This is a genomic window from Paenibacillus odorifer (assembly GCF_000758725.1).
Classification (GTDB): Bacteria; Bacillota; Bacilli; order Paenibacillales; family Paenibacillaceae; genus Paenibacillus_AQ; species Paenibacillus_AQ odorifer.
Genome location: NZ_CP009428.1, coordinates 136,664 through 152,361 on the forward strand (window position 1 = coordinate 136,664; position 15,698 = coordinate 152,361).

General features: G+C 47.2%; 11 protein-coding genes, 10 tRNA genes and 3 rRNA genes. All 24 read left to right on the forward strand.

Features of this window, described 5'->3' with window-relative positions:
- Positions 1–57 precede the first annotated feature (57 nt).
- Entirely contained in the window at positions 58–1,827 is a 1,770-nt protein-coding gene (gene dnaX / locus PODO_RS00630; RefSeq protein ID WP_036679925.1) for a DNA polymerase III subunit gamma/tau, read from the forward strand.
- Between the two features lie 47 nt (positions 1,828–1,874).
- The gene (locus tag PODO_RS00635) at positions 1,875–2,186 is read left to right on the forward strand and encodes a YbaB/EbfC family nucleoid-associated protein (RefSeq protein ID WP_036679924.1); all 312 of its coding nucleotides are present in this window, start codon (positions 1,875–1,877) and stop codon (positions 2,184–2,186) included.
- A 38-nt stretch (positions 2,187–2,224) separates the two neighbouring features.
- Positions 2,225–2,824 carry a recombination mediator RecR gene (recR, locus tag PODO_RS00640; RefSeq protein WP_036679922.1) on the forward strand — a complete coding sequence of 200 codons (600 nt, stop codon included), beginning with the start codon at positions 2,225–2,227 and terminating at the stop codon, positions 2,822–2,824.
- Positions 2,825–2,961: 137 nt separating this feature from the next.
- On the forward strand, positions 2,962–3,213 hold the full coding sequence (locus PODO_RS00645; protein ID WP_036679920.1) for a DUF2508 family protein: 252 nt from the start codon (positions 2,962–2,964) through the stop codon (positions 3,211–3,213).
- Positions 3,214–3,255: 42 nt separating this feature from the next.
- Complete coding sequence (locus tag PODO_RS00650) at positions 3,256–3,513, forward strand: pro-sigmaK processing inhibitor BofA family protein (protein WP_370510561.1); 258 nt, start codon at positions 3,256–3,258, stop codon at positions 3,511–3,513.
- 301 nt (positions 3,514–3,814) lie between these two features.
- A 16S ribosomal RNA gene (locus PODO_RS00655) occupies positions 3,815–5,372 on the forward strand.
- A 124-nt stretch (positions 5,373–5,496) separates the two neighbouring features.
- Positions 5,497–5,613 (forward strand): 5S ribosomal RNA (rrf, locus tag PODO_RS00660).
- 46 nt (positions 5,614–5,659) lie between these two features.
- Positions 5,660–5,736: transfer RNA gene (locus PODO_RS00665), tRNA-Ile, on the forward strand.
- 24 nt (positions 5,737–5,760) lie between these two features.
- A tRNA-Ala gene (locus PODO_RS00670) sits at positions 5,761–5,836 on the forward strand.
- 165 nt (positions 5,837–6,001) lie between these two features.
- Positions 6,002–8,928, forward strand: a 23S ribosomal RNA gene (locus PODO_RS00675).
- The 16S, 23S and 5S rRNA genes sit together here with 10 tRNA genes alongside, the layout of an rRNA operon.
- Positions 8,929–9,010: 82 nt before the next feature.
- Positions 9,011–9,102: transfer RNA gene (locus tag PODO_RS00680), tRNA-Ser, on the forward strand.
- 30 nt (positions 9,103–9,132) lie between these two features.
- Positions 9,133–9,209, forward strand: a tRNA-Met gene (locus PODO_RS00685).
- An 8-nt stretch (positions 9,210–9,217) separates the two neighbouring features.
- Positions 9,218–9,293: transfer RNA gene (locus tag PODO_RS00690), tRNA-Val, on the forward strand.
- A 32-nt stretch (positions 9,294–9,325) separates the two neighbouring features.
- Positions 9,326–9,401, forward strand: a tRNA-Thr gene (locus PODO_RS00695).
- Positions 9,402–9,415: 14 nt separating this feature from the next.
- Positions 9,416–9,493: transfer RNA gene (locus PODO_RS00700), tRNA-Asp, on the forward strand.
- 62 nt (positions 9,494–9,555) lie between these two features.
- A tRNA-Phe gene (locus tag PODO_RS00705) sits at positions 9,556–9,628 on the forward strand.
- Positions 9,629–9,636: 8 nt separating this feature from the next.
- Positions 9,637–9,722, forward strand: a tRNA-Tyr gene (locus tag PODO_RS00710).
- A 5-nt stretch (positions 9,723–9,727) separates the two neighbouring features.
- A tRNA-Lys gene (locus PODO_RS00715) sits at positions 9,728–9,800 on the forward strand.
- Positions 9,801–9,949: 149 nt separating this feature from the next.
- Positions 9,950–11,044, forward strand: a complete 1,095-nt coding sequence (locus PODO_RS00720) for a PucR family transcriptional regulator (RefSeq protein WP_038568087.1) — start codon at positions 9,950–9,952, stop codon at positions 11,042–11,044.
- Between the two features lie 111 nt (positions 11,045–11,155).
- Positions 11,156–12,277: an ABC transporter ATP-binding protein gene (locus PODO_RS00725; protein ID WP_036687044.1), complete on the forward strand. Its 1,122-nt coding sequence runs from the start codon at positions 11,156–11,158 to the stop codon at positions 12,275–12,277.
- A gap of 210 nt (positions 12,278–12,487) precedes the next feature.
- Positions 12,488–13,426, forward strand: a complete 939-nt coding sequence (gene hprK / locus PODO_RS00730; protein WP_036687047.1) for an HPr(Ser) kinase/phosphatase — start codon at positions 12,488–12,490, stop codon at positions 13,424–13,426.
- 12 nt (positions 13,427–13,438) lie between these two features.
- Positions 13,439–14,470 carry a prolipoprotein diacylglyceryl transferase gene (gene lgt / locus PODO_RS00735; RefSeq protein ID WP_038568089.1) on the forward strand — a complete coding sequence of 344 codons (1,032 nt, stop codon included), beginning with the start codon at positions 13,439–13,441 and terminating at the stop codon, positions 14,468–14,470.
- A 5-nt stretch (positions 14,471–14,475) separates the two neighbouring features.
- Positions 14,476–15,132 carry a pyrophosphatase PpaX gene (gene ppaX / locus PODO_RS00740; RefSeq protein ID WP_038568092.1) on the forward strand — a complete coding sequence of 219 codons (657 nt, stop codon included), beginning with the start codon at positions 14,476–14,478 and terminating at the stop codon, positions 15,130–15,132.
- Positions 15,129–15,638 (forward strand): acyltransferase, encoded by a 510-nt coding sequence (locus PODO_RS00745; RefSeq protein WP_170914218.1) that lies wholly within the window; start codon positions 15,129–15,131, stop codon positions 15,636–15,638. The genes ppaX and PODO_RS00745 overlap by 4 nt, the downstream gene beginning before the upstream one ends.
- Positions 15,639–15,698: the final 60 nt, after the last annotated feature.

Here is a 15,698-nt window from a genome sequence, read left to right on the forward strand (position 1 = left end):
ATAATAAATTTGCGACAAATGCCGGGAAAGCGGCAGCTTAAGAGAGGGTAATGCATAGTGGAACATATCGCGCTGTACCGTGCTTGGCGGCCGCAGTCGTTTCAAGACATGGTTGGACAACAGCACATTATCCAAACGCTGCAGAACGCAATTCGTGAACAGCGGGTTTCGCATGCCTATCTGTTCAGCGGTCCGCGGGGAACTGGTAAGACAAGTGCTGCTAAAGTCTTAGCTAAAGCGGTTAACTGTGAACGTGGGCCAGGTCCGGAACCTTGTAACGAATGTCCATCCTGCCTGCGAATCGCTGCGGGTAATGTAATGGATGTGCAGGAAATAGATGCGGCATCAAACCGGGGCGTAGAGGAGATCCGTGATCTGCGTGAAAAGGTGAAGTATGCACCTACCGAGGTACGCCGTAAAGTGTATATCATTGATGAAGTGCATATGCTGACTACAGAAGCTTTTAATGCTCTATTAAAGACGTTGGAGGAACCTCCGTCACATGCGATGTTTATTCTTGCGACAACGGAACCTCACAAATTGCCAGCGACAATAATTTCCCGTTGTCAGCGTTTTGACTTCCGTAGAGTGGCGTTAGAAGAACAGACCGCCCATCTGACTGCTATTTGTGAGAAGGAAGGGATTACAGCGGATAACAACGCATTGCAGTATATTGCCCGTCTATCTGATGGCGGTATGCGTGATGCATTGAGCTTGCTGGATCAGATTTCATCCTTTACAGATGGTAATGTTACGTACGAACAAGTGTTAGGAATGACAGGAGGAATTCCCTCCGAGCAATTTGCACGTCTTGCCACTGCCATATTGGAAGGTGATATGGGTCTTCTTCTGGAGCTCGTTGAGCAGCTTATGCATGAAGGTAAAAGTGCAGATAAATGCCTAGAGAATCTCATGTATTATTTCCGAGATTTATTGATGATTAAGATGGTACCCGAGGCCGATCAATTAACAGAGCGGGTGCTGAATCCTGCTGAATTTAAAGATATGGCCACCGCATTTTCTCGGGAGCGTCTATTTCAGATTGTAGATACAATCAATAAATACCTAGGTGAAATGAAATACGCAACACATCCTCAGACACTGTTTGAAGTGGCGCTGATGAAGCTTTGCAGCTTGCAGCAAGAGGTAAGTCAGAGCGCCGCATTTGCTCCGTTAGGTGAAACAAATGCCGGAGTAGGCGCGAATAATTCGAGCGTTGACTCTGGTGAACTGGATCTTCTCAAAAGACAGATCGCAGCACTGGAGAAGAAGCTGGAACAGGCTATGCAATCCGGTGGTATTTCCGGAGGAGGGCGTGATGGTGCTCCTGCACCGAAATCGCATGCGGTTCCAACACCGCGGGTTTCTTCAGCCTCAAAAATGCCTCCTAACGTAGATAAGTTTATTGCTGGTAAAGATAGTCCCGATTTTGCAGCAATCTATAAACAGTGGAGCCTTGTCCTGCAGGGAGTAAAAGAGGAAAAGGTAACGGTTCATGCATGGTTTGTAGACGGTGAGCCAGTATCGATTATGGAGGATGCGGTGCTTGTTGCATTCAAGAACACGATTCACCGCGATACTACTGAGAAGCCGGCAAACAGACAGGTTATTGAGAGTGTGCTTGCAGCGCGTCTAGGCAAACCTTATAGACTTGTAACCATGATGCTTCGTGACTGGAATGAAGCTGCCCAGAAGTCTGTGGGACAGACTGGCAAAGAAGAACTGCAGCTGGAGCATGAACACGATACTGCAGAAGCTAAACCTGAACCTTGGATTGATGAGGCTATCCAGCTTTTTGGAGAAGACCTTGTTGTCATAAAAGAGTAATATAAACATACTAGCGCTAATTGCGCATTCCAAAGGAGAGACGAAGTATGAATAATATGAACCAAATGATGAAGCAAGTTAAGAAAATGCAGGAGCAAATGCTCAAAGCTCAAGAGGAACTCGGAGGCAAGGTTATTGAGGGTTCATCAGGTGGCGGCGTAGTTACTGTCCAAGTAAACGGCCACAAAAAATTGCTGTCTATTCAAATTAAACCGGAAGCCGTTGATCCGGAAGATGTTGAAATGCTGCAAGATCTTGTAATCACTGCTGTAAATGATGCATTGACTCAAGCTGAAGAGCTTGCTAACAATGACATGGGTAAATTCACTGGTGGAATGAAGATCCCAGGCTTGTTCTAATAGCCCACTCCACTTCAGTCTAAAGGAGAATTATTAATTTGTATTATCCCGAACCGCTAGCTAAGCTGATCGATGCTTTTACGCGTTTGCCCGGGATTGGACCGAAGACAGCCGCCCGGTTAGCTTTTCATGTGCTTAACATGAAAGAGGATGAAGTCATTGATTTTGCAAAAGCGCTAGTAAGCGTCAAACGCAATCTTCACTATTGCTCGGTCTGCTGTAATATTACGGATACGGACCCTTGTAAGATATGTCAGGACAAAACTAGAGATCCTTCAGTGATATGTGTGATACAAGACTCTAAGGATTTGGTGGCTATAGAACGAACCAAGGAGTTTAATGGATATTACCATGTTCTTCAGGGCGCAATTTCACCTATGGAAGGTATCGGCCCTGATGATATTCGCTTGAAAGAATTATTGACCCGTCTGAGTGATGAGAGAGTAAGCGAGCTTATTATGGCGACCAACCCCAACATCGAGGGAGAAGCAACGGCGATGTACATTTCTCGTCTTGTTCGGCCGTTTGAGATTAAAATCACCAGGATAGCTCATGGCTTGCCTGTAGGTGGCGATCTTGAATACGCTGATGAAGTTACCTTGTCCAAAGCGTTGGAAGGTCGTCGCGAGCTATTCTAGCAGCTCTATAGTGGTATTTTTCAAAAAGGAAGCCCTCGGGTTTCCTTTTTTTTGTTCTAAGTTTGTCCCTATCCCGATATGAATGAGAATAACGAGATGTGTATTTTGCATCAAAATTATTCTGAGGAGGAATTGAAATGGGATGGTGGAGAGAGCTGTGGCGGGGAGTGGATAAGGAACAAGGCAAAAAGGAAAGTGAGGGATGGGAAACCCTCTTAGAGGTCCGTAAGGCGCATTCAGAGTGGGAGAGGGCGTATCTGATGTTCGACGAGGCATTGGGACAGGATCAGATAGATTACGCGATATATATTCTGGAGGCTGCAGAACGTAAATATCAGATACATCTCAAACATGCAAAAAGCTTGGGGTTGAACAGTAGTCAAATATAAGGGCTTATAAATAAATGTATAAGGGGGATCTACATGCTTAGAATGATAGCTATGGGCGTATTGATATTATCTGTTATCTTATTAGGTTTAGTTGTATTTAGAAAAAAGCTGGGTTTTGGGTGGCTAAGTTTATTTGGGGTTCATTTGGTATTGGCTGCACTCGGGATATATGTAGTGAACTTCTCAGGTTTGCTCACGCAGGTGTATATCCCTTTGAACCCTGCAACTATAGGCGCAGTAACGGTTCTTGGGCTTCCTGGCGTGGTTATGTTGCTCGGATTAAGAATAATTTTATTTTAATGCTTGACGTGGCTTTGAAAAATATGATACATTAAGTCTCGCCCGTTTGGACAAGCTGTTGATTAACAACTTGCTGAAACGGTCAAGCAAAAAAAGAAATTAAAAAAATGCTTGACGAAAACAAAGGCGCTGTGATATATTATAAAGGTCGCTGCTGACAAGCAACGACGACGAAAGATGAGACATTGATCTTTGAAAACTGAACAACGAGTGAGTGGGAAATCACGCAAGTGAAATCCAAATTAGAGAATTAATTTTCTCGTCAGATGTTTCAAAATGAGCATATCGCTCTTTTCAATACTAATTGGAGAGTTTGATCCTGGCTCAGGACGAACGCTGGCGGCGTGCCTAATACATGCAAGTCGAGCGGAGTTACTTTGAAAGCTTGCTTTCAAAGTAACTTAGCGGCGGACGGGTGAGTAACACGTAGGCAACCTGCCCTTCAGACTGGGATAACTACCGGAAACGGTAGCTAATACCGGATAATTTCTTTTTTCTCCTGAGAGAAGAATGAAAGACGGAGCAATCTGTCACTGAGGGATGGGCCTGCGGCGCATTAGCTAGTTGGTGGGGTAACGGCCCACCAAGGCGACGATGCGTAGCCGACCTGAGAGGGTGAACGGCCACACTGGGACTGAGACACGGCCCAGACTCCTACGGGAGGCAGCAGTAGGGAATCTTCCGCAATGGGCGAAAGCCTGACGGAGCAACGCCGCGTGAGTGATGAAGGTTTTCGGATCGTAAAGCTCTGTTGCCAGGGAAGAACGTCCGGTAGAGTAACTGCTACCGGAGTGACGGTACCTGAGAAGAAAGCCCCGGCTAACTACGTGCCAGCAGCCGCGGTAATACGTAGGGGGCAAGCGTTGTCCGGAATTATTGGGCGTAAAGCGCGCGCAGGCGGCTATTTAAGTCTGGTGTTTAAACCTTGGGCTCAACCTGAGGTCGCACTGGAAACTGGGTGGCTTGAGTACAGAAGAGGAAAGTGGAATTCCACGTGTAGCGGTGAAATGCGTAGATATGTGGAGGAACACCAGTGGCGAAGGCGACTTTCTGGGCTGTAACTGACGCTGAGGCGCGAAAGCGTGGGGAGCAAACAGGATTAGATACCCTGGTAGTCCACGCCGTAAACGATGAGTGCTAGGTGTTAGGGGTTTCGATACCCTTGGTGCCGAAGTTAACACAGTAAGCACTCCGCCTGGGGAGTACGGTCGCAAGACTGAAACTCAAAGGAATTGACGGGGACCCGCACAAGCAGTGGAGTATGTGGTTTAATTCGAAGCAACGCGAAGAACCTTACCAGGTCTTGACATCCCTCTGAATCTGCTAGAGATAGCAGCGGCCTTCGGGACAGAGGAGACAGGTGGTGCATGGTTGTCGTCAGCTCGTGTCGTGAGATGTTGGGTTAAGTCCCGCAACGAGCGCAACCCTTAACTTTAGTTGCCAGCAGGTAATGCTGGGCACTCTAGAGTGACTGCCGGTGACAAACCGGAGGAAGGTGGGGATGACGTCAAATCATCATGCCCCTTATGACCTGGGCTACACACGTACTACAATGGCCGGTACAACGGGAAGCGAAGCCGCGAGGTGGAGCCAATCCCATCAAAGCCGGTCTCAGTTCGGATTGCAGGCTGCAACTCGCCTGCATGAAGTCGGAATTGCTAGTAATCGCGGATCAGCATGCCGCGGTGAATACGTTCCCGGGTCTTGTACACACCGCCCGTCACACCACGAGAGTTTACAACACCCGAAGTCGGTGGGGTAACCCGCAAGGGAGCCAGCCGCCGAAGGTGGGGTAGATGATTGGGGTGAAGTCGTAACAAGGTAGCCGTATCGGAAGGTGCGGCTGGATCACCTCCTTTCTATGGAGAATCGTTCTCTGCAATGAGGACATTCAAATCGGAAGTTTAACTTCCATAATAGAACCTTCGGGTTCGAACACTCACTCGTGTTCAGTTTTGAAAGAGCAAGTCTCTTTCACATGCGTTTGGTGGCGATAGCGGAGGGGTTCCACACGTACCCATCCCGAACACGACCGTTAAGCCCTCCAGCGCCGATGGTACTTGGACCGAAGGGTCCTGGGAGAGTAGGACGTTGCCAAGCGGACAACCAATTCATTGGTTGATTCACAATGTTATATATGTTATATGGGCTTTTAGCTCAGTTGGTTAGAGCGCACCTCTGATAAGGGTGAGGTCGGTGGTTCGAGTCCACCAAGGCCCACCATATAACATTATAGAGTAATTTTATGGGGCCATAGCTCAGCTGGGAGAGCGCCTGCCTTGCAAGCAGGAGGTCAGCGGTTCGATCCCGCTTGGCTCCACCATAAATTTTTAAATGAATAACTTTTTTAACTTGATCCTTGAAAACTGGATACCGAAACGAATTTGCGTTTTAGAACATCTTTTAGCAACTTGTGCAAACAAGTAAATGTTATTAGTGAGATTTTTCAAAGAAGATATCGTTCGATATTTTCCTACGGAAAAATCAAGGTTAAGCTAATAAGAGCACACGGAGGATGCCTAGGCGCCAGGAGCCGACGAAGGACGTGGCGAACAACGAAACTGCCTCGGGGAGCTGTAAGCAAGCTTTGATCCGGGGGTGTCCGAATGGGGAAACCCAGCTGTGGTAATTCGCAGTTACTCATACCTGAATACATAGGGTGTGTAGAGGCAGACCAGGGGAACTGAAACATCTAAGTACCCTGAGGAAGAGAAAACAATAGTGATTCCGTCAGTAGCGGCGAGCGAACGCGGAACAGCCTAAACCAAGGGGCTTGCCTCTTGGGGTTGTGGGACGTCTCACATGGAGTTACAAAGGAATGTGGTAGGTGAAGAGGTCTGGAAAGGCCCGCGATAGAGGTAAAAGCCCTGTAACCTAAACTGTATTCTCTCCGAGACGGATCCCGAGTAGTGCGGGGCACGTGAAACCCCGTATGAATCCAGCAGGACCATCTGCTAAGGCTAAATACTACCTGGCGACCGATAGTGAAACAGTACCGTGAGGGAAAGGTGAAAAGCACCCCGGAAGGGGAGTGAAATAGAACCTGAAACCGTGTGCTTACAAAAAGTCAGAGCCCGATCTATGGGTGATGGCGTGCCTTTTGTAGAATGAACCGGCGAGTTACGTTTAACATGCAAGGTTAAGCCGAGAAGGTGGAGCCGCAGCGAAAGCGAGTCTGAATAGGGCGATTTAGTATGTGGACGTAGACCCGAAACCGTGTGATCTACCCCTGTCCAGGGTGAAGGTGCGGTAACACGCACTGGAGGCCCGAACCCACGTACGTTGAAAAGTGCGGGGATGAGGTGGGGGTAGCGGAGAAATTCCAATCGAACTCGGAGATAGCTGGTTCTCCCCGAAATAGCTTTAGGGCTAGCCTCGGTATAAGAGTAGTGGAGGTAGAGCACTGATTGGGTGCGGGGTCCGCAAGGATTACCAAGCTCAGTCAAACTCCGAATGCCATATACTTATTGCCGGGAGTCAGACAGTGAGTGCTAAGATCCATTGTCAAAAGGGAAACAGCCCAGACCATCAGCTAAGGTCCCCAAGTGTGTGTTAAGTGGGAAAGGATGTGGAGTTGCACAGACAACCAGGATGTTGGCTTAGAAGCAGCCATCATTGAAAGAGTGCGTAATAGCTCACTGGTCGAGTGACTCTGCGCCGAAAATGTAACGGGGCTAAACACACCACCGAAGCTATGGCTAGATACGTATGTATCTGGGGTAGGGGAGCGTTGTGTAGGGGTTGAAGGTGTACTGAAAAGAGCGCTGGACACTACACAAGTGAGAATGCCGGTATGAGTAACGAAAAGATCAGTGAGAATCTGATCCGCCGAAAGCCCAAGGTTTCCTGAGGAAGGCTCGTCCGCTCAGGGTAAGTCGGGACCTAAGGCGAGGCCGAAAGGCGTAGTCGAAGGACAACAGTTTGAAATTACTGTACCACCGTAATCCGCTATGAGCGATGGGGTGACGCAGGAGGGTAGTGACGCGGACTGATGGATGTCCGTCTAAGCAGTGAGGCTGATGTGTAGGCAAATCCGCACATCGTTAAGGCTGGGCTGTGATGGGGAGCGAAAATTATAGTAGCGAAGGTCATGATCTCACACTGCCAAGAAAAGCCTCTAGCCAGGAGAAGGTGCCCGTACCGCAAACCGACACAGGTAGGCGAGAAGAGAATTCTAAGGCGCGCGGAAGAACTCTCGTTAAGGAACTCGGCAAAATGACCCCGTAACTTCGGGAGAAGGGGTGCCCCGGTAGTGTGAATAGCACGAGGGGGCCGCAGTGAAAAGGCCCAAGCGACTGTTTAGCAAAAACACAGGTCTGTGCGAAGCCGCAAGGCGAAGTATACGGGCTGACGCCTGCCCGGTGCTGGAAGGTTAAGGGGAGTGGTTAGGGGTAACCCGAAGCTATGAACCGAAGCCCCAGTAAACGGCGGCCGTAACTATAACGGTCCTAAGGTAGCGAAATTCCTTGTCAGGTAAATTCTGACCCGCACGAATGGCGTAACGACTTGGGCGCTGTCTCAACGAGAGATCCGGTGAAATTTTAATACCTGTGAAGATGCAGGTTACCCGCGACAAGACGGAAAGACCCCATGGAGCTTTACTGCAGCTTGATATTGAATTTGGGTACGATCTGTACAGGATAGGTGGGAGCCGTAGAAATCGGAGCGCAAGCTTCGGTGGAGGCGCCGTTGGGATACCACCCTGATCGTATCTAGGTTCTAACCTAGTACCCTAATCGGGTACGGGGACCGTGTCAGGCGGGCAGTTTGACTGGGGCGGTCGCCTCCTAAAGAGTAACGGAGGCGTTCCAAGGTTCCCTCAGAATGGTTGGAAATCATTCGCAGAGTGCAAAGGCATAAGGGAGCTTGACTGCGAGACCTACAAGTCGAGCAGGGACGAAAGTCGGACTTAGTGATCCGGTGGTACCGCATGGAAGGGCCATCGCTCAACGGATAAAAGCTACCCTGGGGATAACAGGCTTATCTCCCCCAAGAGTCCACATCGACGGGGAGGTTTGGCACCTCGATGTCGGCTCATCGCATCCTGGGGCTGAAGTAGGTCCCAAGGGTTGGGCTGTTCGCCCATTAAAGCGGTACGCGAGCTGGGTTCAGAACGTCGTGAGACAGTTCGGTCCCTATCTGTCGTGGGCGCAGGAAATTTGAGAGGAGCTGTCCTTAGTACGAGAGGACCGGGATGGACGTACCGCTGGTGCACCAGTTGTTCCGCCAGGAGCATGGCTGGGTAGCTACGTACGGACGGGATAAGCGCTGAAAGCATCTAAGCGTGAAGCCCCCCTCAAGATGAGATTTCCCAATTAGTAAGACCCCTTGAAGACGACGAGGTAGATAGGTTGGAGGTGGAAGTGCAGCAATGCATGGAGCTGACCAATACTAATCGGTCGAGGGCTTATCCTATACTTAGAATGCAGATTCGTTTCGGATTCAGTTTTCAGGGAGTCAAATTCCTGTTTGGATTGCTGTGGTACTGATATCGTTTGGAGAGATACCCAAGTGGCTATAAGGGGACCCTCTGCTAAGGGGTTAGACTGCGTAAGCGGTGCGTGGGTTCGAATCCCACTCTCTCCGCCATTTTCAATCCATAGCAATACTAATTATTGTGGCGGTGTAGCTCAGCTGGCTAGAGCGTACGGTTCATACCCGTGAGGTCGGGGGTTCGATCCCCTTCGCCGCTACCATAATACCTGGAGGCTTAGCTCAGCTGGGAGAGCATCTGCCTTACAAGCAGAGGGTCGGGGGTTCGATCCCCTCAGCCTCCACCATTTTCATCTTTTTAGAATTGCTTTTACACCGTGCCGGTGTAGCTCAACTGGTAGAGCAACTGACTTGTAATCAGTAGGTTGGGGGTTCAAGTCCTCTCGCCGGCACCATTTTTAATTAATGCGGAACCGTGGTGTAGTTGGCCTAACATGCCTGCCTGTCACGCAGGAGACCGCGGGTTCGAATCCCGTCGGTTCCGCCATTTTTTCCACAAAATGAGTGGGAAGTGTAAGACTTTTCCGCTTAATTGTCATGTAATCTTATGGCTCGGTAGCTCAGTCGGTAGAGCAGAGGACTGAAAATCCTCGTGTCGGCGGTTCGATTCCGTCCCGAGCCACCTTTTTTGGGGGATTAGCGAAGTGGCCAAACGCATCAGACTGTAAATCTGCTCACGTACGTGTTCGGTGGTTCGAATCCATCATCCCCCACCATTTATGAGCCATTAGCTCAGTTGGTAGAGCACCTGACTTTTAATCAGGGTGTCGAAGGTTCGAGTCCTTCATGGCTCATCCCAAACAGAAAGTCATCACCTTAGGGTGGTGGCTTTTTTTGTGTTTTTATGTCGTATTATAGTAGTGCGCTGCTGTAGTGATTAACATAATATTAGAGAATATGCTAAAATAGGCGAAAAGAGCAAAAGTGGTGGAGTATGGTGACTATGGATAGCGAAACATTGCGGAAAAAGTTAGAGCAGCTCACCGGAAAGAAAACCGGAATCAAGCAGTTAGGTAGGCAACATTCAGCTTCTCTTTTTAGCATGGGATTGGAAGCACAGGAACAGCCGGTAATCCATGAGGGTCATCTTTGGGCACCATTATATGAGACTGATGGACGTGTAACCGCTGTCTGGGTGGAATTGGATGGACTTAACTCTTTGGAAATTCAATTAGTGAATTATGCGGTTCGAAACTTTGCAATTGCACTAAAAGCTACTGGGGTTAGAGAAGAAGGGGAAGCGGAGGCTCGGCAGCTGGGTACCTGGTTGAACACCGAACTGGAGCAAGAGAAAAATGACTCTGAGATACCCGATGAGATGGCTCTAAAGGGACGTTTATTCGGAGATATGGTTCCATTCCTACTTAGCAGTGAGAATGCACATAGCCCGCAGATCACTTATCGTTCCTTAATGAAGCTGTTGCGCAGCTATTTTGAGAATGAAATTCTGCTTATACCTCTTCAAGAAAAAGAATGGTTAATATTGGCCCGGAAGGAACTACTCACGGGCGGAGATGATAAGGATGAGGAAGAAGAGAGTGTAGATGAAATTCTGGCTCAGACCAGCATGGGCTTACACGAACTGATAGCCAGCGAATGGGTAGGTGTATTCCATTTGGCTGTAGCTCCGGCTATTGTTCCTGTTAAGGGATTGACGGGATCCGTGGCCTTGCTGAGGGAGACTATTGTACTCGGACGTATTTTCCAAGTGGGTGAATATATTCATTTACCTTGGGAGCTGCATCTGGAACGTTTGGTTAACAGCATTCCTGATGCACGGCGTAAACAGTTACTTGGACAGATTGGCGACTATTCCTCCGTATTATCGGATAAAGAGATGCTGATGACCCTGGAGACGTTTTTTGAGATGGATTGTAATGTAAGTGAAACAGCCAAGAAGCTATATATTCATCGCAACACGCTTTTATACCGTCTGGACAAGATCAAACAGGAGACTGGCGCGGATGTGCGTAGCTTTGGGGACGCTGCTATTGTGAAGCTTACTATGCTTTTGTATAAAGTGACGAAAAGGAAATAGGTTTTTTGTGAACGTTACAAATAGCCACCGTGTCCCGTCTAGGGTAATATAAATGTACAAGGAAAAAAGAATTTTTCAATTAATCAATAATTAACTCGAGGGGGAAATACAATGGCAGGCGTACGTTTAGAGCATATTTTCAAAAAATACCCGGGTTCAGATAAAGCAACAGTAATGGATATCAATCTTGATATTAAAGATAAGGAATTTCTAGTATTGGTTGGACCATCCGGTTGCGGTAAATCCACAACTTTGCGTATGATCGCTGGTCTGGAAGAAATCTCCGAAGGTAAAATGTACATTGGCGATCGTGTAGTCAACGACGTTGCACCTAAAGACCGCGATATCGCGATGGTATTCCAATCCTACGCCCTGTATCCGCATATGAGCGTATACCAAAACATGGCTTTCGGTTTGAAACTTCGTAAAGTGAAGAAAGATGAAATCGACAAGAAAGTACGTGAAGCTGCTAGAATTCTCGATATCGAGCATTTGCTAGATCGTAAACCAAAAGCACTTTCCGGTGGTCAACGCCAACGTGTAGCTTTGGGACGCGCTATCGTACGTGATCCACAAGTCTTCTTGATGGATGAGCCTCTTTCCAACTTGGATGCTAAACTTCGTGGTCAAATGCGCGCTGAAATCACTAAACTGGTTAAACGCCTTGAAACCACTTGTATCTACGTAACGCATGACCAAACAGAAGCTATGACAATGGGTGACCGTATCGTAGTTATGTATGATGGTATCATTCAACAAGCAGCTTCCCCTGAAGAGTTGTACAATGAACCAACTAACCTGTTCGTAGCTGGATTTATCGGATCCCCTACAATGAACTTTATCAATGGTACTTTGTCCGAAGCAAACGGTTCTGTCCGTTTCCGTGCTGAGAACCTTGATGTTGAAGTACCAGGCGGAAAAGCTCAAATCATCCGCAGCAAAGGCTACATTGGCAAAGAAGTAATTATGGGCGTTCGTCCAGAAGATATCCATGAAGAGCCAGTATTCTTGGAAGCTTCCCCGAACACAATCTTTACTTCATTGGTTGATGTAACTGAAAACCTTGGTCACGAAATGCTCCTTTACTTGAGCGGCCTTGGTAAATCTACTGTAATCGCTCGTGTAGATGGACGTTCCACTACTCGCGAAGGCAGCAAGCCAAAATTGGCTATCGATATGAACAAAGTTCACTTCTTCGATAAAGAATCCGAAGTTAACATTCTGTTGGGATAAGATCGCAGGATCTTTTCTCTCTTGATAAAGCCACCCGAAAGGGTGGCTTTATTGTTTAATTAGGGTCGTAATGGATAGGCGTTAAGATTGCATTCACAAGCGTTATCAATTAAGATAGCAGGAGAATTACCTCCGGAATTGTAATGAGATCGCTGTCAACCGGACGCAGTAAGCGGACATATACCGCAGGTGACGAAAGGACGAATTTACATGGCTAAGAAAGTAAAAGTATCTGAATTGGTACAACATTTTCAATTAGAGGTTATTTCCGGCCAGGAAGGTCTAAAGCGACCTATTACGGTAGATGACCTGAATCGCCCTGGACTAGAGATTGCTGGTTATTTCGAATATTATCCGGAAGAACGTGTTCAACTATTAGGTAAGACAGAACTCGCATTCTTCTCCATGCTGCCTGAAGCTGAACGTAAAAGTAGGCTTCGTGGAATCTGTAATGACAATACCCCTTGTATCGTAATTACCCGTAGTTTGGATGTACCACAGGAGTTAATTGATATAAGTAATGAAAAGGGACTTCCTGTGCTTCGTAGCTCGATGGCTACGACTATTTTCTCCAGCCGTTTGACGAGCTTCTTAGAAGGGAGATTAGCCCCTACAGCAACGATTCATGGTGTACTCTGTGATGTATATGGTGTAGGTATGCTGATTACTGGTAGTAGTGGTATTGGTAAGAGTGAGACAGCCCTTGAACTTGTAAAACGTGGACATAGACTGATCGCTGATGATGCCGTGGAAATCCGCCAGACTTCAGATAACCAGCTGCATGGTACAGCCCCTGAGTTGATCCGTCACTTGTTGGAAATTCGCGGAGTAGGTATCATTAACGTAATGACACTTTTTGGTGCGGGTGCTATCCGTAATCATAAACGGATTACACTTGTCGTTAGATTAGAGGCTTGGCAGCAAGACAAGCAGTATGACCGGCTTGGACTTGATGAGGAAACGACGCGGATTATTGATACCGATGTTCCACTTGTAACCATTCCTGTACGTCCAGGACGTAACCTTGCCGTTATTATTGAGGTTGCTGCGATGAACTATCGCCTGAAGCAAATGGGCTTTAATGCAGCCCTGCAGTTTACGAATAAGTTAACTGCGACCATATCTGAGGATATGGACGATCTCGATTAGGAGTGTGAGACAATGTTCCCATTAGCAATAGATCCTATTGTATTCTCAATTGGATCACTGCCTGTACACTGGTACGGGTTAATACTAGGGGTCGGTGCACTCGCGGGATTATTTCTTGCGATCCGCGAGGGCAAACGGTTCGGAATCCCGCAAGAATTCTTTATGGATATGCTGCTACTGGGTGTACCCTCGGCAATTATAGGGGCACGGATTTATTTTGTAGCTTTTAAATGGGACGATTATAAGCATAATCTGATAGACGTCTTTAAGATCTGGAATGGCGGCATCGCCATTTACGGCGCATTAATAGGAGCGATTATTTGCGGAATTATTTATTTCCGTTATAAGGGTTACCCTTTCTGGCGTATTGTTGATATTTGCGCACCTGGACTACTGGCGGGTCAAATGATTGGCCGCTGGGGAAACTTTGTCAACCAAGAGGCATACGGCAGCGTAGTTGAGGAATCTTTTTTACGGGATAAACTGCATTTACCTGACTTCATCGTTAATCAAATGTACATAGGGGATGCTTTTCATCATCCGACTTTCCTGTATGAATCTCTTTGGAGCTTACTAGGGATTGCGTTATTGATGGTTCTCCGTCGTCAGAAGTTTGTACGTGCTGGAGAAATCTTCATGTCTTACTTTATATGGTATTCCATCGGTCGGTTCTTCATCGAGGCTGTGCGTACTGACAGTTTAGCTTTTAACGGAAGTGCAGGACTGGCTTCGTTTATAAATGGCTTATGGAGTCCGATGGAATGGTTAGGTTTTGAACAAGGATATCTGGATCCTGCCTATGGTAATATTCGTATTTCTCAGCTGCTTTCTCTACTGATTATTGTGGCAGCTATATTATTAATCGTTATTCGCAGAGTAACCGGAGAGCCTAAAGCACATTATTCTGACCCTATCGTATGTACTAAACTGATCCAAGCAGATACTGTAGTGCCAGAAAGCGCAGTAAATACACCGCAGAAAACTCGTCAAGGAACACAACCTGAGCAAGGACAGCCAGCGGATGGAGATAAGAAGGAGCAGTAAAACTTATGATAGAATGCGTTCTTTTTGATCTGGATGGAACGATTGTCGATACGAATGAGCTAATCATTAGTTCATTTATGTACGCGCTGAAGGACAATGGTCTGGCTCCACTGACCAGAGAAGAGATAATTCCGCATATGGGAACAACCCTTCAGCAACAGATGAGAGTATTCTCTGGACTAGAGGATGTAAATGGTACGTTAGAAAAGTCCTATCGTTCTTATAATAATGAGCATCATGATGAGTTAGTGCGGTCCTTCCCGCTTGTAAAGGAGACCATTGAGGAGCTCTCGAGTCGTGGGATCAAACTTGGGATTGTAACTACTAAGATCCGTCCAACAACGATCAAGACTCTGGAAAGGTTCGATTTGCTTAAGTACATGGATACGATTGTGACTGTGAACGATGTTACTGAACCAAAGCCACATCCGGAGCCCGTTCTGACAGCGGTCAAAAACCTTGGCGTTGATCCTCGTAAAACCTTAATGATAGGTGACAGTGCGGTTGATATTCAATCAGCCAAAGCTGCCGGTGTATACGCTGTTGGAGTATCTTGGTCTTTGAAGGGCGAGGATACGCTCCGCAAGTATGATCCGGACTTTATCATCCATAACATGAAGGATATTATAGAAATTATGGAGCGAGGAACGAATGAATCGTGAGAAACGTAACCCGTTATCCAGTAGAAGGTCATAACTCACTTTGGTATATTTACCGTACGGTCAGCCCTTGGAAGGGTGTCCGCAACTTTATTTTTATTCAGATTGCCCGCTATTGTCCGATTCTACCGTTAAAGAATTGGATCTATCGACGGATGCTGGGGATGAAAGTTGGTAAACACACGGCTTTTGGTCTTATGGCAATGGTGGATGTGTTTTTTCCGGAGAAAATAACGGTAGGTGAGAATTCTATTATTGGTTATAACACGACGATTCTAGCGCATGAGTATCTGATCAAGGAATATCGCCTGGGCGAAGTGGTGATCGGTGAAAATGTATTGATCGGCGCGAATACAACGATTCTTCCCGGTGTAACCATTGGAGATTGGGCAGTTATAGCTGCTGGCTCCGTGGTGCACAAAAATGTGGCAGCTGGCTCTTTTGTCGGGGGCAATCCACTGCGAGAGCTGCGCCCCTCTTCAACGGAAGAACATGCGGAACAAGTGTAAACGATGCTTTTTTAACCCTGCAGTTACATATTGCGTTTTTTTAGCGCAGGTTCTGCAGGG